We start from the raw sequence: 21,482 nt of genomic DNA on the forward strand, positions 1-21,482 counted from the left end.
GTGTCTCGACTTCGCTCGACACGAACGGAATTAGGGCACATTGTTTCGGCGAGAGGGTCGTAATGTCCGAAGCCGATTTCATCGCCCGCCTGCAGGCCATCGCGACAGATCCCGCCGCGCGCGGGCTGGCCGACGATGCCGCGGTGCTCGGCGCCCTCGTGCTTACCCACGACATGATCGTCGAGGGAATCCACTTCCTGCCCGACGACACGCCGCAGGATGTCGCATGGAAACTCGTCGCGGTGAACCTGTCCGATCTCGCCGCCAAGGGCGCCGCGCCGATCGGGGTGCTGGTCGGCTACAGCCTCGGCGACGATGACTGGAACGCGGCCTTCGTCGACGGGCTCGATGTCGCGCTGCGGCGGTTCGGGATCGTCCTGCTCGGCGGCGACACGGTGCGGGTGCCGGCGGGGACGCCGCGCAGCTTTGGCCTGACCGCGATCGGCCGTGCGCCGGCGGGCGGCGCGCCGTCGCGCGGCGGGGTGAAGCCCGGCGACCAGCTGTGGGTGACCGGGACGATCGGCAATGCGGGGCTCGGCCTCGCGATGCGGCTCGGGCAGGTCGAACCGAACGAAACCTGCCTCGCGGCCTATCGCCGCCCGCAGCCGCAGCTGACCTTTGGCCGGGCGGTGGTTCCGCATGTCCATGCGATGATGGATGTTTCCGACGGCCTGCTGATCGACGCGCAGCGGATGGCGGCGGCGAGCGGGTGCGAGCTTGGGATCATGCTCGAATCGATACCCTTGTCGGCGGCGCTGCTCGCGGTGCGGCCCGATATCCTCGACACGCGCCTCGCCGCGGCGACGGCGGGCGACGATTACCAGCTGCTTTTCGCGGCCGATCCGGGCGCGGCGGCGGCGATCCGCGAGATATCGGCGGGGCTGAATGTCGCGGTCACGCCGGTCGGCCACGCCGGGGTCGGCACGGGAATCATGCTGACCCACCGCGCGCAGCGGATCGCGCTGCCCGCGCATCTCGGTTTCATGCACTGAGCGCGAAAGCCCCGGGAAACGGCCGAATAACCGGGCTTGCCCTCGTTTCGCTTTCTTCCCATAACGCGGCGTCCAATTTGGGGCGGTCGCATCAGGGGAGAGAGCGAACCGGCATCAATAAGTCGGACGTTCGACTGCTATCTTCGCGTTCGCCCTTCTTCAATGGGGAAGGAATAGACACGCATGAATCCGGTTATGATCGCGATAGCGTGCGGCCTGGTGGCCGTACTCTATGGATTCATTACCTCGCGGCAGGTGCTCAGCGCATCGGCGGGNCAATATCGCACCATCGCCATCGTCGGCGTCGTCGTCGCCATCCTCGTCTGGTGGTTCCTTGGCGAAGTTTCGGCGACGGGCTTCCTGATCGGGGCCATCCTGTCGGGCGTCGCCGGCTTCGTCGGCATGAACATCTCGGTAAAGGCCAACGTCCGCACCGCGGCCGCGGCGCAGACGGGTCTTCAGGCCGGCCTGACCATGGCGTTCCGCGCCGGCGCGATCACCGGCATGCTCGTGGCGGGCCTTGCGCTTCTCGCGATCTCGGTCTTCTTCTGGTATCTGATCGGTCCCGGCGGCTACACCGTCGGCGGTGACGATCGCACCGTCGTCGACGCGCTCGTCGCGCTCGCCTTCGGCGCTTCGCTGATCTCGATCTTCGCGCGTCTCGGCGGCGGTATCTTCACCAAGGCCGCCGACGTCGGCGCCGACCTCGTCGGCAAGGTCGAGGCCGGAATTCCCGAGGACGATCCGCGCAATCCCGCGGTGATCGCCGACAACGTCGGCGACAATGTCGGCGACTGCGCCGGCATGGCCGCCGACCTTTTCGAAACCTATGTTGTCACCGTCGGCGCCACCATGGTGCTGATCGCGCTGCTCCTGAAGAGCGCGGGCGACCAGCTGCTGCCGCTGATGAGCCTGCCGCTGCTGATGGGCGGCGTCTGCATCATCACCTCGATCATCGGCACCTATTTCGTTCGTCTCGGTGGCGGCAAGAATGTCATGGGCGCGATGTACAAGGGCTTCCTCGTCACCGCGGTGCTGTCGGTCCCGGCGATCTGGTTCTCGACGAGCTATGTGCTGAAAGGCGACATGGATACCGTCGTCACGGGTCAGGCGTTCAACGGCTGGGACCTCTTCTATTGCTCGCTGCTCGGCCTCGTCATCACAGGGCTGATCATCTGGATCACCGAATATTACACCGGCACCAATTACCGCCCGGTGCGGTCGATCGCCAAGGCTTCGGAAACGGGCCATGGCACCAACGTCATCCAGGGTCTGGCGATCAGCCTTGAATCGACCGCGTTGCCGACGCTCGTGATCTGCGCGGGCATCGTCATCGCCTTCCAGATCGCGGGCATCATCGGCATCGCCTTTGCGGCGACCGCGATGCTGGCACTTGCCGGCATGGTTGTCGCGCTCGACGCCTATGGCCCGGTCACCGACAACGCCGGCGGCATTGCCGAAATGGCGGGCCTCGACGACAGCGTGCGTGAAAAGACCGACCTGCTCGACGCCGTGGGCAACACGACCAAGGCGGTGACCAAGGGCTATGCCATCGGGTCTGCGGGTCTCGCGGCCTTGGTGCTGTTCGGCACCTATACCGCCGACATCACCGAATATTCGGCGAAGCTCGGCCTCGACGCGCCGCTGACCTTCTCGCTCTCGTCGCCCTATGTCATCGTCGGGCTGCTGCTCGGTGCGCTCTTGCCATACCTCTTCGGAGCGTTCGGCATGACCGCCGTCGGCCGCGCGGCGGGCGAGGTCGTCAAGGATGTTCGCGAGCAGTTCAAGAACAACCCCGGCATCATGACCTATGAGAGCAAGCCCGACTATGCGCGCACGGTCGACCTGGTCACCAAGGCGGCGATCAAGGAAATGATCATCCCGTCGCTGTTGCCGGTGCTGGCGCCGATCGTGGTGTATTTCGTCATTCGCGGCGTCGCGGGGCCGGCCGCGGCGCTCGAAGCGCTCGGTGCGCTGTTGCTCGGCGTGATCGTCGGCGGGCTGTTCGTCGCGATCTCGATGACCTCGGGTGGCGGCGCGTGGGACAACGCCAAGAAATATATCGAAGACGGCAACCACGGCGGCAAGGGCAGCGAGGCCCATAAGGCCGCGGTGACCGGCGACACCGTCGGCGATCCGTACAAGGATACCGCAGGTCCGGCGGTCAACCCGATGATCAAGATCACCAATATCGTGGCGATCCTGCTCCTCGCGGCGCTGGCGCACGGCGCGGCGTAAACCGCTTCGCCTGCGGGTGAAACAAGAGGCCCCGCCGGAGCGATCCGGCGGGGCTTTTTGGTTTCAATTTCAACTTATGTCGGTTGCCATCCCCGCGCGCGCTTTCTAGGCTGCGCGGTAGAGGGAAGCGCGGGCAATCGGCCCGAATGCCAGTGGGTTGCGCTCTCCGTCGGGGCATGAATACGGAGATTATGATGATCAAGAAGATGTTTGCCGCCGCCTTGCTGGCATCGGCAGTGGCGTGGCCGGCGGTCGGCATGGCGCAGGCGAGCGATATCGTCGTCACCGCGCAAAAGGGGCGCGTCGATACCGCCGTGTTCGGCAAAAGGCCGTTCATGCGCGATCCGCGCCTGTCGCCCGACGGCACCAAGATCGCGGTGATGATGAGCCGCGATGGCGTCGACAATCTTGTCTATCTCGACCTCGCGAAGCCGGGCAGCGCACCGACGCTGATCGCCAAGGCCGAAGAATTTCGTGAGGCGGGCGACCGGACCATGGGGGGCTGGCGCTGGGTCGGCAATCGCACGCTGATCGTGACTTTGCTGTCGCGCGAGAACATCTTCGGGCAGCGCGCCGACCTTCGCCGCCTTGCCGCCTATGATCTTGAATCGGGCAAGCTGACCCCGATCGCGTGGACCGAAGCCGGCGGCGATGGCGGCACGATCCTGCACATCGATGACGAGAAGGAAACGATGCTGATCCAGCGCGGTTTCTTCAAGGACGGCAGCTTCTCGGTGGGCCCCGAAGTGCTCGACGTCGATGTACGCACCGGGAAATTCAAGACCGTCCAACGCCCCAATGTCGAGGTCAGCACCTGGCTGGTCGACGGCAAGGGCGTAATTCGCGGTGGTCTGGGCCAGGACGACAAGGGCAACCAGCGCCTGATGTATCGTTCGGACGCGAGCGGGACGCTCAAGACCGTGTCGAACGCGAAGGACCCGACCTTCACCAATTCGCAGATCGTACCGGAAGTCTTCCTCGACGAACCCGACATGGCCTATGCGACCAGCAACAAGGACAATCTGCGCCGCGTCTACAAGGTCAATATGAAGACGATGGAAGTCGTTGGCGGGCCGGTGTTCCAGCTCAGCCGCTACGATGTCGATGGCATTGTCGTCAACGAGGCTGAGAACGACATGCTGGGTGTCGCTTTCACCACCGACAAGGAGCGGCGCAAATGGACGGATCCGCGCCTCGCGCAGGTCCAGGCATTCTTCGACGAGGATTTCGGTGAAGGCAATGCGATCATCACCTCGACCAACGACGGCGACACCAAGCTGGTCGTTCGTGTCGGCGAGACGAGCGATCCGGGCGGCTATTATCTGTACGATACCGAAAGCGGCAAATTGCAGCTGCTCGGCTGGGTCCACCCGATTTTGCAGGGTGCGAAGATGAATCCGACCGACACGGTCCGCTACAAGGCGTCGGACGGGATGGAGATCGAGGCGGTCGTCACCTATCCGCGCCACCGCAAGGGCGCCAAGAACCTGCCTGTCGTGGTGATGCCACACGGCGGGCCCTATGGCATCCGCGATGAAGAAGGCTTCGGCTTTTTCCCTTGGCATCAGGCGGTCGCCGAACTCGGTTATGTCGTCATCCAGCCCAATTATCGCGGCTCGGGCGGCTACGGGAAGGAGTTCGTCAAGGAAGGACGCAAGCCCAACGGCTATGGCAACCGGATGCAGGACGACCTCAACGACGCGGTCACGTGGTTCGCCGGACAGGGCCTGATCGATCCCAAGCGGGCCTGCATCATGGGCTGGTCCTATGGCGGCTATGCGACCGCACGCGGCGCGCAGCGCGACGGCAATCTGTGGAAATGCGCGATCGCGGGTGCGGGCGTTTATGACTTCCCGATGATGAAGTCGTTCGACACCGGCACCTTCGGCAGCTTCGGCGCCAATTTCCAGGCCACCGCCGCCGACCTGATCTCGATCTCGTCGGCACGCAACACCGACGGGAAGTGGTCGCCGATCCTGATCGTCGCCGGTCTGCGCGATGCGCGTATCCCGATCGAGCAGTCGCGCACGCTGGTGTCGCGCCTCAAGGGCTCGGGCAAGAAGGAAGGCGTCGACTTCCGTTATGTCGAACAGCCCAAGGGAACGCACAACCTGCCCTATGAGGATGTGCACACCGAATGGCTGGTCGAGACCGAGAAGTGGCTGGAGCGGTTCAACCCCGCCTATATCGCCAGCGATCCCGACAAGCCGGTGCCGGTCGTGGTGACCGTCGACACCAAATAGCATCGGCTATTGTTGGAACCCGAGGCGGGCCGCGAAGGATTATCCTTCGCGGCCCGCTTTCATTTGGGCGGCATAGCCGGCCTGGACCATCGCGCTCATCCGGTCGAACAGCGCGTCGGGATCGCTGCGGCGCAGGCCGGGGATCGCAGCTTCTGCACCTTCGGCGACGACGAGCTCGCGCGTGCCCGCATCGACCGCGGCGAGAATCTCGGCTGCGGCGAAATCGGGCGACAGGCCATTGTCGATCGCTTTGTCACTTTCGCCGCGCACGCTGCCGTCGGCGTTGAGCGCGTTGCGGCTGACGTTGGTCGCGATCGATCCGGGAGCGACGACGAGCACTCTCAGCCCGAGATGCTCATTTTCGGCGCGGATGCTGTCGTGATAGCCGATCAGCCCATGTTTGGCGGCGCAATAGGCGCTGCGCAGCGGCACTCCGGCGATGCCCGCGACGCTGGAAATCGCGACGATCTGGCCGCCGCCCGCCGCGACCATGCGCGGCAGCAGTTGCTGGGTGAGGGCAATGGGGGCGAGCAGGTCGACGTCGACGATCTTCTGATACACCGAAAAATCGGTCTCGATCGCGAGGCTGCGCTGCGAGATGCCGGCGTTGTTGACGAGGCCGTCGATCCGGCCGCACCAGTTCCACGCTTCCTCGGCCATCAACGGCAGCGCGGCATAGTCGGTGGCCTCGAAGGGCAGGATCATCGTGCCGGGGCCGCAGTCCTTGGCGACGGCTTCGAGCGCCGCGACATTGCGCCCCGACAGGATCAACCGCGCGCCGCGCGCCGACAGCGCCCGCGCCAGTGCGGCACCGATCCCCGAAGACGCGCCCGTGACCCACCAAACTTGATCCTGCATATTGGCATCCTATCTGTCATTTCGTCCCAGCCTGAAACGGCTGTGCGGGGGCGTCAAGGCGCCTACCCACGCATTTCCGTGCAGGGGTGGCAATTTTGTTGCGACTCTGTTATAATAAATATCAACACGCCGACATTCTGTCTCTTCCCGTCGCTGGGCTGGGGCACGTTCGGCGTTTCCGATGGAGCCATATCCCTTGTCACTCTGACTGGCTAGCGCCGCCGAAATGCTCCGATCCCCCTCGCAGGAGGGCAGGATGCACCGGCTTTGACCCGCTTCCCCGTCCCCGACAAGGCACAGAAAGGAAACTGCATGTCCGCAAACACCCTCCTCTTCGAAGTCGGTGACTATGTCGTTTATCCGAAGCATGGCGTGGGGCGCGTCATCGAACTGCAGCGGTCGGAAATCGCCGGCATGCAGCTCGAACTCTATGTCCTGCGCTTTGAAAAAGAAAAAATGACCCTGCGCGTCCCGACCAACAAGGCCGAGGGCGTGGGCATGCGCAAGCTGTCGTCGGACAAGACGCTGAAGGAAGCGCTGCAGGTTCTGACCACCAAGCCGAAGGTCAAGCGCACCATGTGGTCGCGCCGCGCGCAGGAATATGAAGCGAAGATCAATTCGGGCGACCTGGTGTCGATCGCCGAAGTGACCCGCGACCTGTTCCGCGCCGACGATCAGCCCGAGCAGAGCTATTCGGAACGCCAGATCTTCGAAGCCGCCTCGAGCCGCCTCGCCCGCGAACTGGGCGCGATGGAAGAGAGCGACGAAAAGACCGCGCAGGCGAAGATCCTCGAGATTTTGAACGAAAATGCGCCGCGCTATTATGTGGAGAAGGTGGTCTAAGCCACGCTTCGACGCGATGAGACAGAGGAAAGGGCGGTCCGAAAGGGCCGCCCTTTTTCATTGCCCCTCTCCCATTTAGGGAGAGGGCAGCGAGACTTGCGAATTTATTCGCTAGTCGCAGCGGGTGAGGGCGTTTTTCGAAACGTCCGGACCCTCACCCTCCCATTGCTGCGCAATGGGTCCCTCCCTCTCCCTAGATGGGAGAGGGGATTCAGGGATAAGTCGCCCCGACAAAATACAGCCCGTCGGGCGGTGCGTTCAGGCCCAGCGCGTTGCGATCCGCGGCCTCCAGCGCCGCCCGCAAATCACGCGGCGACCATTTCCCGTACCCGACCAGCGCAAGGCAGCCGACCATCGAGCGCACCTGATGGTGGAGGAAGCTGCGCGCCGCGGCCTCGATAATCAGCTCGTCGCCATGGCGGCTGACGGTCAGCTTATCGAGCGTCTTCACCGGGCTTTGCGACTGGCAATGCGCCGAGCGGAAAGTCGTGAAATCATGCAGCCCCAGCAGCAGTTGCGCCGCGTCGTGCATCGCCGCGGCGTCGAGCGGCCGGGCGAATTGCCAGGCCAGTCCCTTGTCCCACGTCAACGGCGCGCGGCGATTGACGATGCGATATTCATAGGAACGACCGATGCAGGCGAAGCGCGAATGCCAGTCGTCGTCCGCCACCTCGCACCCGATGATCGCGATCGGGGCAGGGCGAAGCTGGGCGTTGATCGCCTCCATCAGGCGGAAGGGCGCCAGCGGCTTTTCGATATCGACATGGCCGCGCATCGCGATGGCGTGGACCCCGGCATCGGTGCGTCCGGCGCTGAACACCGCGGCGTCCTCGCCGGTAATCTTGGTGACGGCTTGCTCGATCGCCTGCTGCACGCTCGGGCCGTGCGCCTGCCGCTGCCAGCCCATATAGGGGCGGCCGTCATATTCGATGGTGAGGGCAAAGCGCGTCATCGCCGCCCCTTAGCCGTTCGCATCGAGCGAAGTCGAGATGCTCATCGGTCGCGCGCGCTTTCGAGGTGTCTCGACTTCGCTCGACACGAACGGAAATCAGGCGAGGCGCGTGCCCTGGGGAATCGGGCGGCCGCGCAGCAGGTCGGGGGCGTCCATCGCGGGCTTGCCGGCGCGCTGGACGCGCGTCGCGCGGATCGCGCCGGGGTTGCAGGCGATGGTCAGCGCATCGTCGAGCGTGACGCCGGGGGTGGCGCCCGCGATGCTATTGGTGGGATGAACGACCTCGGCGGCGAGCAGCTTGTACCGCTCGCCATCGAGCTCGAAAAAGGCGCCCGGCATCGGGTTGAAAGCGCGGACCTGGCGCTCGACCTGCACCGCACTCGTCAGGAAATCGAGCCGAGCCTCGCTCTTGTCGATCTTGGCCGCGTAAGTAACACCGTCGTCGGGCTGCGCTTCGGGGAGGAAGGCGTGGAGATCGCTGAGCGCCTTGACCATCAGCGCGGCGCCCATCGCGGCGAGTTCGTCGGTCAGATCGCCCGCGGTCTTGTCATCGACCCCGGTCCGCCCGACCAGCCGCATCGCGCCGGTGTCGAGGCCCGCGTCCATCTGCATGATCGTCACGCCGGTCTCGCCGTCGCCCGAGAGGATCGCGCGCTGCACCGGCGCCGCGCCGCGCCAGCGCGGCAGGATCGAGCCATGGACGTTGAGGCAGCCCTCGCGCGGCGCGCTCAGGATCGCCTGCGGCAGGATCAGGCCGTAAGCGGCGACCACCGCGACATCGAGGTCGAGTGCGGCGAATTCGGCCTGCGCTTCGGGGCTTTTCAGGCTCTTGGGGGTGCGGACGGGCAGGTCGTGTTCTTCGGCCCAGTTGTGGACGGCGCTTTGCTGCACCTTCTTGCCGCGCTGGGCGGGGCGGGGGGGCTGGGTGTAGACCGCGACGATCTGATGCCCCGCGGCGTGGAGCGCGGCGAGCGTCGGTACCGCGAAGGGCGGCGTTCCCATGAAGGCGATGCGCATGGGTGCGGGCTTTGGCGGAGCCGTTTGCACAGTGCAACCCCTCTCCCATCTAGGGAGAGGGCAGCGATACTTACGAACTTGTTCGTTAGTCACCGCGGGTGAGGGGTTGTGCGCTGTCGAGAGGGCGCACCCCCTCACCAACTCCGCCTAAGCGGCTTCGCCGCCAAGGCTGCGTATCCTCTCCCTAGATGGGAGAGGGGATATTGCGCCGACCCCGCAGCCTCACTACCACCACCCCATGGCGTCCACCGAAATCGAAGCCCTCGTCCAGCAACTCGCCCGCCTGCCGGGCCTCGGCCCGCGCTCGGCGCGGCGCGCGGTGCTGCACCTGATGAAGAAGCGCGAGAGCAGCTTCGCGCCCTTGCTCGCAGCGCTGCAGACGGTGTCCGAGCGGCTCGTTACCTGCGCCATCTGCGGCAATGTCGACACGCAGGACCCGTGCGCGATCTGCGCCGACCCGCGCCGCGATGCGCGCAGCCTGTGCGTCGTCGAGGAGGTTTCGGACCTGTGGGCGCTCGACAAGTCGCGGCTTTTTCCGGGAAAATATCATGTGCTTGGCGGGCGGCTGTCGGCGCTGGAAGGGGTGCGGCCGCAGGACCTCAGCATCGATGCGCTGGTCGCGCGCGTCGCGGCGGGCGGGATCGACGAGGTGGTGCTGGCGATGAACGCGACGCTGGAGGGGCAGACGACGGCGCATTATCTCGCCGAGCGGCTGGAGGGCTATCCGGTGCGGCTGACGCAGCTGGCGCATGGCCTGCCGGTAGGCGGCGAGCTCGATTATCTCGACGAGGGGACGCTGGCGCAGGCGCTGAGGGCGCGGCGGCCGGTCGGGTGAGGGTGATGCTTCGGTCCCTCTATCTGGCCGTTCGCGCTTGGGTCGACAGGGGTGTGGCCGGCTCGTCCGGCGATACCAATAATGTCCTTTTGGCTCCTATTTTGCTGCCTGTCGCGGTTGCGGCTCTTTTGTTCGGCGGCGACACGCTCTCGGAACGGCTCATTCGGTTGTCCCCGGTTCTGCTTTGGTCGGTGCTTTGGTTCGGCTTTTCGGGCTGGCGCTACTATCTTGCGCTGAGGCGGCAGTCCGTGAGGAATGATCGTCATTTCGATATTTGGGGCAAGCACAAGCTGCCGCCCGAATATGCAGACAGCGAAAGCGCAACCAAGGCGAAGCGGCGGCGGAAATGACGCGTCTCGTCCTGCTGCTTTTTCTCGGCCTCTCCGCCTGCGCCGCGCGCGAGGTCAAGCCGACCGAGCCCGAAATGGACCGTATTGAGGTGCAACTGGCGCAGATGCCGTGCGTGGGGCGCCTCGCGGATTGGGAGCGGATATATCTCTATCATCCCGACTATTTCGCGGAGGAAGTCGACGCCGCGATCAGGGAAGGCCGCGCGCCGCGCCGGAGCGGCTATGACCGGACGAAGATCGAAATCCATCTGCGGCAAGCCAATTTCGAGGAATTCGGCGAGGGCAGGAAGAGCTATGCCGATTATCCCCGCGGTTTGGCCGACACCGACGATCGTGCGTACCGCATCGCCTATGGTTCCTATGATGTCAAAAGCGGCAAACTCGACCTGGCAGCGTGCGGGGCGAATTGACTCCCCCTTGACCCCGCGCCCGCGCATCCATACCTGCACGCCATGGCCCTACTCCCCATCATAGAGACCCCCGATCCGCGGCTGCGCGTCATTTCGAAGCCCGTAGAGACGTTCGACGCCGAGCTGAAGACGCTGATCGCCGACATGTTCGAGACGATGTACGACGCCCCCGGTATCGGGCTCGCCGCGATCCAGGTCGGGGTGCCCAAGCGCATCCTGGTGATCGACCTGCAGGAACCCGATCCCGAGGACGAGGAGGGCAAGCGCCTGATCCGTGACCCGCGCGTCTTCATCAACCCCGTTTTCTCCGAGGAAAGTGAAGAGCATAGCGTCTATCAGGAGGGCTGCCTGTCGGTCCCCGAGCAATATGCCGATGTGACGCGCCCTGCCGAGGTCACCGTCGACTGGCAGGACGCCGACGGCAAGCCTCACAGCGAACGCATGACCGGGCTGATGGCGACGTGCATCCAGCACGAGCATGACCATCTGGAAGGCATTCTCTTCATCGACCATCTGTCGCGGCTGAAGCGCGAGATGGTGCTCAAGAAGCTGATGAAGATGCGGAAAGCGGCGTAGTCTTTACGTGTTCCCCGGCGAAAGCCGGGGTCCAGAACGCCTGAAAGCGAAGTTAGATCGAGCCAGCATGGACCCCGGCTTTCGCCGGGGAACACGAACGGGCTATCCCGCCTTCGCGACCGCGACCATCGCGGGGCGCAGCAGCCGGTCTTTCATCATATAGCCCGCCTGCATTTCCTGCACGATCGTGCCGGGGGTCTGATCGCTCGGGATTTCGAGCATCGCCTGGTGCTGGTTGGGGTCGAGCGGCAGGCCGATCGCGGCGATGCGGGTGATGCCGTTGCGTTCGAAGACGCTGAGCAATTCGCGCTCGGTCGCTTCGAGCCCGGTGACGAGCGGCTTGATCCCCTCGTCGGCGCGCTGCTCCTCGCTGAGAGCGGCGAGCGCACGGCCGAGATTGTCGGCGACCGACAGGATATCGCGCGCGAATTTGGTCGCGGCATAGGCGTGCGCGTCGGCGACTTCCTTTTCGCCGCGGCGGCGGACATTCTGCGTCTCGGCGCGCGAATAGAGCAGGTCCTGCTGCAGCGCCGCGACCTGTTCGGCGAGCTTCGCAACTTCGTCATTCTCGCCGGTGGTGGGCGTCGTCGCATCGGCCTCGGCCGCGACATTTTCGGGGGTCAGCGCGTCTTCGGCGCGCGTGTCGTTGTCAGTATTTGTCATAAACCTATCGTATCAGTCTGGAGAGCGATTGGGCGGTGAAATCCACCATGGGAACGATGCGGGCATAGTTCAAGCGCGTTGGGCCGATCACGCCGACAACCCCGACGACGCGCCCGTCCGATCCGCGATAGGGCGCCGCTATCACGGACGAGCCCGAAAGCGAGAATAATTTATTCTCCGACCCGATGAAAATGCGGGTCGCGGCGCCCTCGCGCGCGCTGTCGAGCAACTGCGCGATGTCCTGCTTGGTTTCGAGTTCGTCGAGCAATTGGCGGACCCGGTCGAGGTCGCCGACCGCGCTCTCGTCGAGCAGGTTCGCCTGGCCGCGCACGATCAGCACCGGGCGGTCGGCGCCGTCCGACGACCAGATCGCGAGCCCGCGCGACACCAGATCCTGCGCGGCGCGGTCGATCGCGATGCGCTCGGCCTCCATCTCGCGGCGGACGCGCACCATCGCTTCGGCGAGGGTGAGGCCCGACAGGGTCGCGCTGATATAATTGCCCGCCTCGACGAGCGCCGAGGGATTGAGGCCAGGCGGAATATCGATGACGCGATTCTCGACCGCGCCGTCGCCCGCGACCAGCACGACGAGCGCCTGACTCGCCGACAGCGGCACGAAGGCGAGCTGTTTGAGCACGCGCTCATGCTTGGGGACGAGGACGAGGCCGGCGCACGCCGACAGCCCCGACAGCGCCGAGGTCGCCTGCGCGAGCGCGCTTTCTATCGGGCCGGCGTCGGACAAGGACGCCTCAATCTGGGCGCGGTCCTCGGCCGATGGTTCGGCGACCTGCATCATGCCGTCGACGAACAGGCGCAGCCCCTGTTCGGTGGGCAGGCGCCCGGCGCTGGTGTGCGGGCTGGCGAGCAGGCCATATTCCTCGAGATCCTGCATCACGTTGCGGATCGAGGCGGGGGAGAGGTTGAGACTGGCGAGCTTCGACAGCGTGCGCGAGCCGACCGGCTGGCCGGTTTCGAGATAGGCGTCGACCACGAGCCGGAACACGTCACGTGCGCGCGTGGTGAGTTCGGTGATCGGCGGCGTGGTCATGGGGAGGATTTAGGGATGCAGGAGGCCGAGCGCAACAAAGCTGGACCTCGGCTTCTCAACGATCGTCATCCCCGCGAAGGCGGGGATCCAGCTTCCTTCTTCTTCTCTTTTCTTCGTGCCTTTGCGCCTTTGCGTGAAATCCGAAAAATCTCACGCAAAGGCGCAAAGGCACGAAGAAGGAAAAAGCTGGATCCCCGCCTTCGCGGGGATGACGAAAGGGGGTGCAAAAGGCGATTCTTCTGCTTAGCCTCCGACCGGGGGAGAGACACATGACCGCACGCCCGCTAACCCAGGACGACCCGCTCGACGATTTCGACCATCGCGACATCGTCCTGCTTGGCCGCCAGCATCGCGTCTACACGATGGGCCGCGGTCCGGCGGTGATCGTGATGACCGAAATGCCCGGGATCAGCCCGCATGTCGCCCGCTTCGCGCGCTGGGTCCGCGATGCGGGCTTCACCGTCTATATGCCGCATATCTTCGGGCGTGACGGCGCGGTGCCGCGCATGCCGGGTGCGGTCTTCACGATGATCGGCGGGTGCATCAGCCGCCAGTTCCGCGCCTTTCAGGCCAATGAAAGCTCACCCGCGACGTTGTGGCTGCGCGCGCTGGCGGCGCTCGCCCACAAGGAATGCGGCGGCAAGGGCGTCGGCGCGATCGGCATGTGCTTCACCGGCAATTTCGCGCTGTCGATGATGCTCGAACCCTCGGTACTCGCGCCGGTTTTGTCGCAGCCGTCGTTGCCGCTGAACGACGCGGCGGGGATGCATATCGCCCCCGACGAACTCGCGGCGGTCAAGGCGCGGATGGAGGCCGAGGATCTGACCGTGCTCGCGTACCGCTTCGAGGGCGACAAATTCTGCAAGGCGGCACGCTTCGCGGCCTATGAGGATGCGCTCGGCGACCGGTTTATCGGCAAGGTGCTGCCCGACGATGCGGCGAACCCCGAGAGCCCGATGAAGAACCCGCACAGCGTCGTGACGATCCACCTGATCGACGAGGCGGGCCAGCCGACGGTGGCTGCGCGCGACGAAATCCTCGATTTCTTTCGTCTGCGGTTGAGCGATTGAGCGCGATTTTAGCGGTCAGTCGGTCAGGTAGAGTGTTTTTGGTTCCAGCAGTTCCGGACGGTTCGGTGGGAGCTTCATCGTTTTGGGTATGCCCCTCACGTAAGGGGCAATTGCGGCATCGGCGCGCGCAATATTGCGCGATTGCGCTTCGTTGCAACGCTCTCCCGCGCGCCGTGCTTCTCTTGCACTGAAGAATGTCAGCGCTGCTGCCATGTTGTCGGAGCGTTCGATAACGAGCAATCGCGTGTTATAATCGTCGCCGCTCATATCGCTGCGCGGGAAGTGGCGATCGCAGGCCGAGGACATTGTCGGCGGGAAACCGATGTCCTCGATGCTTCCCCATGCTGGTTTCCACCGCAGGTGCCCCAGCTCTTCATGAAGCAAGTTCACTTGATTCGGCGTGAGGCGGATTGACGATCGCGCGGCGACATCGGGAGCGTCCGGCTCGGATGCCGGCGAGGCATCTTCAAAATCCATGAGCGGTACGCACCGCCCGTTTTGGCGACGCTGGAGGTACCAGATCGACAGCAATGCGCCGTCCTGTTCCACGGTGACCCACTGTGACAGCGGGCAATCCCCAAGCCGCTCCGGTTGGCGATGATCTATATCACGGATGTAGGTGATCTTGGAGATAGCGGGGCCGTCGGTCCTTGTTGATCCGATCGACGAGGCCAAGGCAACGCCGATGGCGAGCAGGGTGGCGACCGTTACGGTGGCGAGTGATCCTGGGCGCATTGCGCGATCATAACTTGCCGACCGCCAAAGTCGACGGCGGTGAAGACTCGCCAATCCTTTCCGGCGCCGCTAAGCGCCGCCGCACACATTCACAGGAGAATCCCCCATGCGCCCTTCCGGCCGCGCGCCCGACCAGATGCGTCCCATCGGCATCGAGACCGAATTCACCATCCATGCCGAGGGCAGCGTCCTCGTCAGCTTCGGCAACACCAAGGTGCTCGTCACCGCCAGCGTCGATGAAAAGGTGCCGCCCTTCCTGCGCGGCAAGGGTCAGGGCTGGGTGACCGCCGAATATGGCATGCTGCCCCGCGCGACGCACACGCGTGGCAGCCGCGAGGCGGCGAAAGGCAAGCAGTCGGGGCGGACGCAGGAAATCCAGCGGCTGATCGGCCGCAGTCTGCGCGCCGTCGTCGATTTCAAGAAGCTGGGCGAACGCCAGATCGTGATCGATTGCGACGTGATCCAGGCCGATGGCGGCACGCGCACCGCGTCGATTTCGGGCGCGTGGGTCGCGCTGCGGATCGCGGTCGACAAGCTGCTCGCGTCGGGTGCGATCGCCGAGGATCCGATCGAGGACAAGGTCGGTGCGATCTCGTGCGGCATCTACAACGGCACGCCGGTGCTCGACCTCGATTATGACGAGGATTCGGTTGCCGAGGCCGACGGCAACTTCGTGCTGACCGGGCGCGGCCAGATCGTCGAAGTGCAGGCCAGCGCCGAGGGTGCGACCTATGACGAAGAGGGCCTGCTGCGTCTGCTGCGGTTGGCGCGTATCGGTTGCGCCGAGATTTTTGCGGCGCAGGACAAGGCGACGGGGCGCTGAGGTGAATCGCAAGCTCGTCCCCGGCAAGCTCGTCATCGCGAGCCACAATGCGGGCAAGGTGCGCGAGATTCGCGCGCTGCTCGAACCGTTCGGGATCGAGCCGGTGTCGGCGGGCGACCTCGGGCTGCCCGAACCCGAGGAGACGGGGACGACCTTCCGCGAGAATGCGCTGCTCAAGGCGCATGCGAGCGCGTCGGCGGCAGGGCTGCCCGCGCTCGCCGACGACAGCGGGCTCGAGGTCGCGGCGCTCGGCGGGCGGCCGGGGGTCTATACCGCCGACTGGGCCGAGCGGCAGCGCTTCGAGGGTAATCCGGGGCGCGACTGGTATCTCGCGATGGGCAAGGTCGAGGGGTTGCTGGCGGAGCAGGGGGCGGAGGTCGACCGCAGCGCGCGCTTCGTGTGCACGCTGGCGCTGGCGTGGCCCGATGGGCATGCCGATGTTTACGAAGGTGCCGCGGAGGGCAGCCTGACCTGGCCGCCGCGGGGCAAGCTGGGGTTTGGTTATGACCCGGTCTTCGTTCCGGCCGGTAACACACTGACTTTCGCTGAGATCGATCCGGCCGAGAAGCACAAGATCAGCCATCGGGCCGATGCCTTTGCCAAGCTGGTAGCGGGGGCGTTTTAGTTCCCCTCCCGCTTGCGGGAGGGGCTAGGGGAGGGCCTGTGGCCACCACTGATCCACGAGACATGCCCTCCCCTGACCCCTCCAGCAAGCGGGAGGGGAGTGAACCGCTCGCCCTCTATGTCCATTGGCCTTTTTGCGTCAGCAAATGCCCCTATTGCGACTTCAACAGCCATGTGCGCGACAGCGTCGACCAAGAGGTCTGGCGCGCGGCTTTGCTGGCGGATTTGCGGTATGAGGCGGCGTTGCTGCCGGGGCGGACCGTGTCGTCGATCTTCTTTGGGGGCGGGACGCCGAGTTTGATGCCGCCCGCCACGGTGGCGGCGGTGATTGCCGAGGCGGGAGCGCTGTGGAGGCTGGCGGACGAATGCGAGATCACGCTCGAAGCGAACCCCAATTCGGTGGAAGTTGCCGCTTTCGCCGATCTGGCGGCGGCGGGGGTCAATCGCGTGTCGATCGGGGTGCAGAGTTTCGATCCAAAAGTGCTGGGATTTCTGGGGCGCGCGCATAGCGGCGACGAGGCGCGGCGGGCGATTGCGGCGGCGCAAACTTATTTCCCGCGCGCGAGTTTCGACCTGATCTATGCGCGGCCGGGGCAGGCACTTTCCGACTGGGAAGCCGAACTGGCGGACGCGCTGGCGTTCGGGACGGGGCATTTGTCGCTGTACCAGCTGACGATCGAGCCGGGGACGCGCTTTGCGACGCTGGCGGCGAAGGGCGACCTGATCATTCCCGACGGCGATGCCGCGGCAGACCTGTTCGACGCGACGCAGGCGATGACGCGCGCGGCGGGGCTGCCGCGCTACGAAGTGTCGAACCATGCGCGGCCGGGCGAGGAGAGCCGGCATAACCTGACCTATTGGCGTTATGGCGACTATGCGGGCGTCGGGCCTGGGGCGCATGGGAGGCGGCTGGCGCAGGCGACCGAACGGCACAAGAAGCCCGAGAATTTCATCGCGGCGGTCGGGCGCAACGGCCATGGGCTGAAGGTCGAGAATGACCTGCCCGCGCATGAGCGTGCGACCGAGGCGATGCTGATGGGGCTGCGGCTGAGCGAGGGTGTCGATCTGGCGCGCGTCGAGGCGCGGAGCGGGCTGGGGCGCGCGGCGTTCGTGGATGATGCGGCGGTGGCGCGGCTGGCGAGCCTGGGGCTGATGCGCGCCGAGGGCGACCGGCTGGCGGTGACGGGCGAGGGGATCTTGCTGCTCGACTCGATCCTTTCCGAGGTGGTGCGGACGGGCTAGGTTCCATCGCTGCGCGAGCCATTAGATAGGGACAGTCCCTGTTTAACGGCGAGCGGGAGCGATCGACAAATGATGCGCCGATTAAATAGGGACTGCCCCTATTTAATGGCGGTTGGGGATGAGTTTGGCGCAAGATCCGATCCGCGACTGGGATGCCCATCTGGCGCATGAGCGGCGCCGGTCGGAGCATACGCGTCGCGCTTATGTCGCGACGGCCGAGCGCTTTGCGGCCTTTCTGTCGGGCCATCATGGTGGTGCGGTCGATGCCGCGATGTTGCGGCGGACGAGCGCCAATGATTTGCGCGCCTATCTGGCGACACGGCGGAGCGAGGGGCTGGGCAATGCGTCGGCGGCGCGCGAGCTGTCGGCGCTGCGCGGTTTCCTGCGTTTTGTCGGGGGTGAGGGGGCGACCTTGCCCGCGCTGCGCGGGCCGCGCGTCAAGAAGGGGCTGCCGCGCCCCGTCGCGCCCGCCGAGGCGTTGCAACTGGCGCAGGATGTCGAGGATAATGCGCGGCTGGGCTGGGGCGGCGCGCGCGACTTCGCGTTGCTGCTGCTGCTCTATGGCGCGGGGCTGCGCATCGGCGAGGCGCTGGCGCTGACCGGCGCGGTGCTGCCGCTGGGCGATGTGCTGCGCGTGACGGGCAAAAGGAACAAGACGCGCGTGGTGCCGATCCTGCCGGCGGTCGCGAAAGCGGTCGCGCGCTATGTGGACGCCTGTCCCTGGCCGATGGCGAAGGAGACGCCGCTGTTTTTGGGCGCGCGCGGCGGGCCTTTGCAGCCCGGGGTGGTGCGCGCGAGCGTGCGGTCGGCGCGGCGCGCACTGGGGCTGCCCGAGCGGACGACGCCGCACGCGCTGCGCCACAGCTTCGCGACCCATTTGCTGGCGGGCGGGGCGGATTTGCGCTCGCTCCAGGAATTGCTGGGCCATGCGAGCCTTGCATCGACGCAGGTCTATACGGCGGTCGATGCGGCGCATCTGCTTGACATCTATCGGAATGCGCATCCTAGGGCTTGAGCGGCGCTATTCCCTTTTCCGTTCGTCTCGAGCGAAGTCGAGAGACGTTGTGCTGGCGCTTTCCTTCGCGTGTCTCGACTTCGCTCGACACGAACGGCGTTGGGTTGGGCTCTATGCTTCGTCCTCGCTTGCCTTCGGCTTCCACCTAATCACGCGCCAAACGTAAATCAGCACCAGCGTCCCGATCGCGACCAGCGCGAGCGGGCCGACGAAGGCGTCGAGATTGGCGAACTGCTTGCCGAACCAGTGGCCCGCGCCGGCGAGCGCGGCGATCCAGATCGTCGACCCCGCCGCCGTCCAGACGAGGAATTTGGCCTGGTTCATCCGCACCATGCCCGCGGGCAGCGACACCATCGTGCGCGCGACGGGCATGAAGCGCGCGAAAAAGACGATCGCGGGACCATATTTCACGAACCAGCCGTGCAGCCGTTCGACCTCGGCCCAGTCGAGGGTCAGCCAGCGGCCGTGGCGGTCGATGAAGGGTTTGAGGCGCTCATAGCCGATCCAGCGCCCGATCGCGTACCACACCCAATTGCCGGCGGTCGTCCCCGCGACCGCGACCGCGACGAGGGTCCAGAAGTCAAAGCGGCCTTGCGAAACCGCGATGCCGCCGAGTCCCATGATCACTTCGGACGGGATCGGCGGGAACACATTTTCGAGGACCATGAGGATGAAGATCCCCACATAGCCCCAGGCCTGGATCAGGTTCAGAATGAAATCGGTCATGGCGGGTCAACGCGCGCCGGGGTCAGCCGATCCGCCGCAGGATCGCGTCCCAGATCATGCCCGCCGTGTCGCTGTTGTTGAAACGGTCGATCGCGACGATGCCGGTGGGCGAGGTGACGTTGATTTCGGTGAGCCATTCGCCGCCGATCACGTCGATGCCGACGAAGATCAGCCCGCGTTCCTTGAGCGCGGGACCCAGCGCGGCGCAGATTTCCGCCTCGCGCGGGGTCAATTCCGCCGCCTCGGCATAGCCGCCGACCGCGAGATTTGAACGGAATTCGCCTTCGCCGGGCTTGCGGTTGATCGCGCCCGCGACCTCGCCGTCGATGAGCACGATGCGCTTGTCGCCCTGCGATACGCTGGGCAGGAATTGCTGGACCATGAAGGGTTCGGGCCACACCTGTCCGAACAGTTCGACGAGCGCGCCCAGATTGCCGCCGTCGGCGTCGATCTTGAACACCGCCTTGCCGCCGTTGCCGTGCAGCGGCTTGATCACGACCGCGCCGTGGCGCGACTGGAAATCCTTCGTCGCGTCGAGGCTGCGGGTGACCATCGTCGGCGGCATGAATTGCGGGAAGTCGAGGACGAACACCTTTTCGGGGGCGTCGCGCACCGCCGCGGGGTCGTTGACAACCAACGTCTCGCTCTTGATCCGTTCGAGCAGCCAGGTGCCGGTGAGATAGCCGAGATCGAAGGGCGGGTCCTGGCGCATCAGCACGACGTCGATGTCGCGGCCAAGGTCGAGGGTGATTTCCTCGCCGAACTTGTAATGCGCGCCGGCTTCGCGCTGCGCCTCGATCACCCGGTGGGCTTTGGTGGTCAGCCGCCCGGCCTCCCACGTCAGGCCGCGCACGTTATAGTGGTAGACGGTGTAGCCGCGTTCGAGGGCGCTGAGTATCAGGGCAAAGCTGCTGTCGCCGTTGATGTTGATGCCATCCATCGGGTCCATTTGCACGGCGGCGCGCAGGGTCATGCTCTTCTCCTTGGGCGCCGTCAGGGCTGCCAGACGTGGACCAGATGGCGTGGCAGGCGGCGCGGCGCAAGGAGCATCACGTCGATCCGGATGTCGTCGCGCGGTCCGGCGAAGCGCGGGGCGAGCATTTCGGCCGCGGCGGCGACGCGGCGGAGGCGATATTGGTCGATCGCGACATCGAGATCCTCGGGGCGGTCGCGCCATTTGACCTCGATGAAGGCGATCGTGCGGCCGCGCCGCGCCACCAGATCGACTTCGCCGACCGGGACGCGCAATCGCTGACCAAGGATGCGCCAGCCGTGAAAGCGGAGCCACCAGGCGGCGCGGCGTTCGGCCTTGCGCCCGCGCGCTTCGGCCTCGGCGCGTTTCACCCGGCGTCTTTCCCGAGGGTTTTGAGCGTCAGCGCGCGCGCATAGATGTCGTGGCGGTCGAGCCCGAAGCGCTTGGCGACCGCCTTGGCGGCCTGCGCCACCGGCTTGTCGACCATGGCTTCGCGCAGCGCCGCATCGAGGGTGGCGTCGTCGGCGGCTTCGGCCACCGCTTCGCCCGGCGGGCCGACGATGACGACGATCTCGCCCTTCGGCGGGGCGTCGGCGTAGCGCGCGGACAGTTCGGTCAGCGTGCCGGTGACGCATTGTTCGTAGATCTTGCTGATCTCGCGGGCGACCGCGGCGTCACGGTCGCCGAGGCCGTCGGCGAGCGCCGCGAGCGCGCCCGACAGCCGCGGGCCGCTTTCGTAGAAGACGAGCGTCGCACGAAGCCCCGCGAATTCGGCGATCGTGTCGGCGCGTGCCTTGGCCTTTGACGGCAGGAAACCCGCGAACAGGAAGCGATCGCTCGGCAGCCCCGACAAGGTGATCGCGGCGATCGCGGCGCAGGGGCCGGGCAGGGTGGTGACGTGGCGCCCCGCCGCGCGCGCGTCGCGCACCAGCTTGTAGCCGGGGTCGGAAATCAGCGGGGTGCCGGCATCCGACACCAAAACGACGACTTCGTCGGCCATCCGCGCAACCAGCGCGGCGCGCGTGCGTTCGTCGCTATGGTCGTGATAGGGGGTCATCGGAATTCGCAAACCCAGATGCGAAAGCAGCTTCGCCGTCACACGCGTGTCTTCGGCGGCGATCAGGTCGGCGCGGGCCAGCGTCGCCGCGGCGCGCGCCGTGATGTCGCCGAGGTTGCCGATGGGGGTCGCGACGATATAGAGTCCGGGCAAGGGAGAATTTGAGATGGTCGAATCCGGCATGATGCCGCA

Annotated in this window: 23 protein-coding genes and 1 pseudogene; 14 read left to right on the forward strand and 10 right to left on the reverse strand. The window is 65.7% G+C overall.

Features of this window, described 5'->3' with window-relative positions:
* Positions 1-62 precede the first annotated feature (62 nt).
* The 4 genes and pseudogenes from thiL to ASD67_RS15495 all read left to right on the forward strand — a co-directional run bounded on the left by thiL (position 63) and on the right by ASD67_RS15495 (position 5,473).
* The gene (gene thiL / locus ASD67_RS15485) at positions 63-992 is read left to right on the forward strand and encodes a thiamine-phosphate kinase (RefSeq protein ID WP_056349114.1); all 930 of its coding nucleotides are present in this window, start codon (positions 63-65) and stop codon (positions 990-992) included.
* A 183-nt stretch (positions 993-1,175) separates the two neighbouring features.
* On the forward strand, positions 1,176-1,267 hold a 92-nt coding region (locus ASD67_RS23735; RefSeq protein ID WP_235535791.1), incomplete at its 3' end, for a hypothetical protein.
* A 1-nt stretch (position 1,268) separates the two neighbouring features.
* Positions 1,269-3,230: pseudogene (locus ASD67_RS15490) on the forward strand (sodium-translocating pyrophosphatase); the annotation flags it as partial.
* A 194-nt stretch (positions 3,231-3,424) separates the two neighbouring features.
* The gene (locus tag ASD67_RS15495) at positions 3,425-5,473 is read left to right on the forward strand and encodes an alpha/beta hydrolase family protein (protein ID WP_162248597.1); all 2,049 of its coding nucleotides are present in this window, start codon (positions 3,425-3,427) and stop codon (positions 5,471-5,473) included.
* A gap of 39 nt (positions 5,474-5,512) precedes the next feature.
* On the opposite strand, the gene ASD67_RS15500 is transcribed toward ASD67_RS15495, so the two are convergent.
* A complete protein-coding gene (locus tag ASD67_RS15500) occupies positions 5,513-6,331 on the reverse strand; it encodes an SDR family NAD(P)-dependent oxidoreductase (RefSeq protein WP_056349122.1) in 819 nt (272 codons plus the stop codon).
* 312 nt (positions 6,332-6,643) lie between these two features.
* Here ASD67_RS15500 and ASD67_RS15505 point away from each other — a divergent pair, with 312 nt between their 5' ends.
* Complete coding sequence (locus ASD67_RS15505; protein WP_056349127.1) at positions 6,644-7,174, forward strand: CarD family transcriptional regulator; 531 nt, start codon at positions 6,644-6,646, stop codon at positions 7,172-7,174.
* Positions 7,175-7,385: 211 nt separating this feature from the next.
* Here ASD67_RS15505 and truA read toward each other — a convergent pair whose 3' ends face one another.
* Together truA and fmt are read right to left on the reverse strand one after the other, a co-directional pair.
* Positions 7,386-8,126 (reverse strand): tRNA pseudouridine(38-40) synthase TruA, encoded by a 741-nt coding sequence (gene truA, locus ASD67_RS15510; RefSeq protein WP_056349130.1) that lies wholly within the window; start codon positions 8,124-8,126, stop codon positions 7,386-7,388.
* A gap of 96 nt (positions 8,127-8,222) precedes the next feature.
* The gene (gene fmt / locus ASD67_RS15515) at positions 8,223-9,143 is read right to left on the reverse strand and encodes a methionyl-tRNA formyltransferase (protein WP_056349132.1); all 921 of its coding nucleotides are present in this window, start codon (positions 9,141-9,143) and stop codon (positions 8,223-8,225) included.
* Positions 9,144-9,381: 238 nt separating this feature from the next.
* Between fmt and recR the strand changes: the two genes are divergently transcribed.
* Genes recR through def form a run of 4 tightly spaced genes read left to right on the forward strand, consistent with a single transcriptional unit; the run spans position 9,382 to position 11,314 of the window.
* Positions 9,382-9,978 (forward strand): recombination mediator RecR, encoded by a 597-nt coding sequence (recR, locus tag ASD67_RS15520; RefSeq protein ID WP_056349136.1) that lies wholly within the window; start codon positions 9,382-9,384, stop codon positions 9,976-9,978.
* A 5-nt stretch (positions 9,979-9,983) separates the two neighbouring features.
* Positions 9,984-10,328: a hypothetical protein gene (locus ASD67_RS15525; RefSeq protein ID WP_156377739.1), complete on the forward strand. Its 345-nt coding sequence runs from the start codon at positions 9,984-9,986 to the stop codon at positions 10,326-10,328.
* Entirely contained in the window at positions 10,325-10,738 is a 414-nt protein-coding gene (locus ASD67_RS15530; protein ID WP_056349143.1) for a hypothetical protein, read from the forward strand. The genes ASD67_RS15525 and ASD67_RS15530 overlap by 4 nt, the downstream gene beginning before the upstream one ends.
* Positions 10,739-10,780: 42 nt before the next feature.
* On the forward strand, positions 10,781-11,314 hold the full coding sequence (gene def, locus ASD67_RS15535) for a peptide deformylase (protein ID WP_056349146.1): 534 nt from the start codon (positions 10,781-10,783) through the stop codon (positions 11,312-11,314).
* Positions 11,315-11,416: 102 nt separating this feature from the next.
* On the opposite strand, the gene grpE is transcribed toward def, so the two are convergent.
* Both grpE and hrcA read right to left on the reverse strand, forming a co-directional pair.
* A complete protein-coding gene (gene grpE, locus ASD67_RS15540) occupies positions 11,417-11,977 on the reverse strand; it encodes a nucleotide exchange factor GrpE (protein WP_056349150.1) in 561 nt (186 codons plus the stop codon).
* 4 nt (positions 11,978-11,981) lie between these two features.
* A complete protein-coding gene (hrcA, locus tag ASD67_RS15545; RefSeq protein ID WP_056349152.1) occupies positions 11,982-13,025 on the reverse strand; it encodes a heat-inducible transcriptional repressor HrcA in 1,044 nt (347 codons plus the stop codon).
* A gap of 269 nt (positions 13,026-13,294) precedes the next feature.
* Between hrcA and ASD67_RS15550 the strand changes: the two genes are divergently transcribed.
* On the forward strand, positions 13,295-14,095 hold the full coding sequence (locus ASD67_RS15550; RefSeq protein ID WP_056349155.1) for a dienelactone hydrolase family protein: 801 nt from the start codon (positions 13,295-13,297) through the stop codon (positions 14,093-14,095).
* A gap of 15 nt (positions 14,096-14,110) precedes the next feature.
* Here ASD67_RS15550 and ASD67_RS15555 read toward each other — a convergent pair whose 3' ends face one another.
* Complete coding sequence (locus ASD67_RS15555) at positions 14,111-14,830, reverse strand: hypothetical protein (protein WP_056349158.1); 720 nt, start codon at positions 14,828-14,830, stop codon at positions 14,111-14,113.
* A gap of 106 nt (positions 14,831-14,936) precedes the next feature.
* Between ASD67_RS15555 and rph the strand changes: the two genes are divergently transcribed.
* From rph to ASD67_RS15575, 4 genes are all read left to right on the forward strand, one after another.
* Positions 14,937-15,653, forward strand: coding sequence for a ribonuclease PH (gene rph, locus ASD67_RS15560; protein ID WP_056349161.1), 717 nt, complete (start codon positions 14,937-14,939; stop codon positions 15,651-15,653).
* Between the two features lies 1 nt (position 15,654).
* Positions 15,655-16,278, forward strand: coding sequence for an RdgB/HAM1 family non-canonical purine NTP pyrophosphatase (gene rdgB, locus ASD67_RS15565; RefSeq protein WP_056349164.1), 624 nt, complete (start codon positions 15,655-15,657; stop codon positions 16,276-16,278).
* A gap of 62 nt (positions 16,279-16,340) precedes the next feature.
* Positions 16,341-17,519, forward strand: a complete 1,179-nt coding sequence (hemW, locus tag ASD67_RS15570) for a radical SAM family heme chaperone HemW (RefSeq protein WP_056349166.1) — start codon at positions 16,341-16,343, stop codon at positions 17,517-17,519.
* Between the two features lie 118 nt (positions 17,520-17,637).
* Entirely contained in the window at positions 17,638-18,534 is an 897-nt protein-coding gene (locus ASD67_RS15575) for a tyrosine recombinase XerC (protein WP_056349170.1), read from the forward strand.
* A gap of 111 nt (positions 18,535-18,645) precedes the next feature.
* Here the strand turns inward: ASD67_RS15575 and ASD67_RS15580 are convergent, their stop codons facing one another.
* The 4 genes from ASD67_RS15580 to rsmI are packed head-to-tail and all read right to left on the reverse strand — an operon-like array spanning position 18,646 to position 21,473.
* Positions 18,646-19,260, reverse strand: a complete 615-nt coding sequence (locus ASD67_RS15580) for a DedA family protein (protein WP_056349173.1) — start codon at positions 19,258-19,260, stop codon at positions 18,646-18,648.
* Positions 19,261-19,282: 22 nt separating this feature from the next.
* Positions 19,283-20,233, reverse strand: coding sequence for a glutathione synthase (gshB, locus tag ASD67_RS15585; protein WP_056349176.1), 951 nt, complete (start codon positions 20,231-20,233; stop codon positions 19,283-19,285).
* Between the two features lie 20 nt (positions 20,234-20,253).
* The gene (locus ASD67_RS15590) at positions 20,254-20,604 is read right to left on the reverse strand and encodes a YraN family protein (protein ID WP_056349179.1); all 351 of its coding nucleotides are present in this window, start codon (positions 20,602-20,604) and stop codon (positions 20,254-20,256) included.
* Positions 20,601-21,473, reverse strand: coding sequence for a 16S rRNA (cytidine(1402)-2'-O)-methyltransferase (gene rsmI, locus ASD67_RS15595; RefSeq protein WP_056349181.1), 873 nt, complete (start codon positions 21,471-21,473; stop codon positions 20,601-20,603). The genes ASD67_RS15590 and rsmI overlap by 4 nt, the downstream gene beginning before the upstream one ends.
* Positions 21,474-21,482 lie beyond the last annotated feature (9 nt).

The organism is Sphingopyxis sp. Root1497 (assembly GCF_001427085.1).
In the GTDB taxonomy this organism is placed as follows: domain Bacteria; phylum Pseudomonadota; class Alphaproteobacteria; order Sphingomonadales; family Sphingomonadaceae; genus Sphingopyxis.

Excerpts from the sequence above, each read along its gene's own strand:
- thiL (WP_056349114.1), top strand. The coding sequence starts at position 63 with ATGTCCGAAGCCGATTTCATCGCCCGCCTGCAGGCCATCGCGACAGAT.
- ASD67_RS15495 (WP_162248597.1), top strand. The coding sequence starts at position 3,425 with ATGATCAAGAAGATGTTTGCCGCCGCCTTGCTGGCATCGGCAGTGGCG.
- ASD67_RS15500 (WP_056349122.1), bottom strand. The coding sequence starts at position 6,331 with ATGCAGGATCAAGTTTGGTGGGTCACGGGCGCGTCTTCGGGGATCGGT.
- ASD67_RS15505 (WP_056349127.1), top strand. The coding sequence starts at position 6,644 with ATGTCCGCAAACACCCTCCTCTTCGAAGTCGGTGACTATGTCGTTTAT.
- truA (WP_056349130.1), bottom strand. The coding sequence starts at position 8,126 with ATGACGCGCTTTGCCCTCACCATCGAATATGACGGCCGCCCCTATATG.
- fmt (WP_056349132.1), bottom strand. The coding sequence starts at position 9,143 with ATGCGCATCGCCTTCATGGGAACGCCGCCCTTCGCGGTACCGACGCTC.
- recR (WP_056349136.1), top strand. The coding sequence starts at position 9,382 with ATGGCGTCCACCGAAATCGAAGCCCTCGTCCAGCAACTCGCCCGCCTG.
- ASD67_RS15525 (WP_156377739.1), top strand. The coding sequence starts at position 9,984 with ATGCTTCGGTCCCTCTATCTGGCCGTTCGCGCTTGGGTCGACAGGGGT.
- ASD67_RS15530 (WP_056349143.1), top strand. The coding sequence starts at position 10,325 with ATGACGCGTCTCGTCCTGCTGCTTTTTCTCGGCCTCTCCGCCTGCGCC.
- def (WP_056349146.1), top strand. The coding sequence starts at position 10,781 with ATGGCCCTACTCCCCATCATAGAGACCCCCGATCCGCGGCTGCGCGTC.
- grpE (WP_056349150.1), bottom strand. The coding sequence starts at position 11,977 with ATGACAAATACTGACAACGACACGCGCGCCGAAGACGCGCTGACCCCC.
- hrcA (WP_056349152.1), bottom strand. The coding sequence starts at position 13,025 with ATGACCACGCCGCCGATCACCGAACTCACCACGCGCGCACGTGACGTG.
- ASD67_RS15550 (WP_056349155.1), top strand. The coding sequence starts at position 13,295 with ATGACCGCACGCCCGCTAACCCAGGACGACCCGCTCGACGATTTCGAC.
- ASD67_RS15555 (WP_056349158.1), bottom strand. The coding sequence starts at position 14,830 with ATGCGCCCAGGATCACTCGCCACCGTAACGGTCGCCACCCTGCTCGCC.
- rph (WP_056349161.1), top strand. The coding sequence starts at position 14,937 with ATGCGCCCTTCCGGCCGCGCGCCCGACCAGATGCGTCCCATCGGCATC.
- hemW (WP_056349166.1), top strand. The coding sequence starts at position 16,341 with ATGCCCTCCCCTGACCCCTCCAGCAAGCGGGAGGGGAGTGAACCGCTC.
- ASD67_RS15575 (WP_056349170.1), top strand. The coding sequence starts at position 17,638 with ATGAGTTTGGCGCAAGATCCGATCCGCGACTGGGATGCCCATCTGGCG.
- ASD67_RS15580 (WP_056349173.1), bottom strand. The coding sequence starts at position 19,260 with ATGACCGATTTCATTCTGAACCTGATCCAGGCCTGGGGCTATGTGGGG.
- gshB (WP_056349176.1), bottom strand. The coding sequence starts at position 20,233 with ATGACCCTGCGCGCCGCCGTGCAAATGGACCCGATGGATGGCATCAAC.
- rsmI (WP_056349181.1), bottom strand. The coding sequence starts at position 21,473 with ATGCCGGATTCGACCATCTCAAATTCTCCCTTGCCCGGACTCTATATC.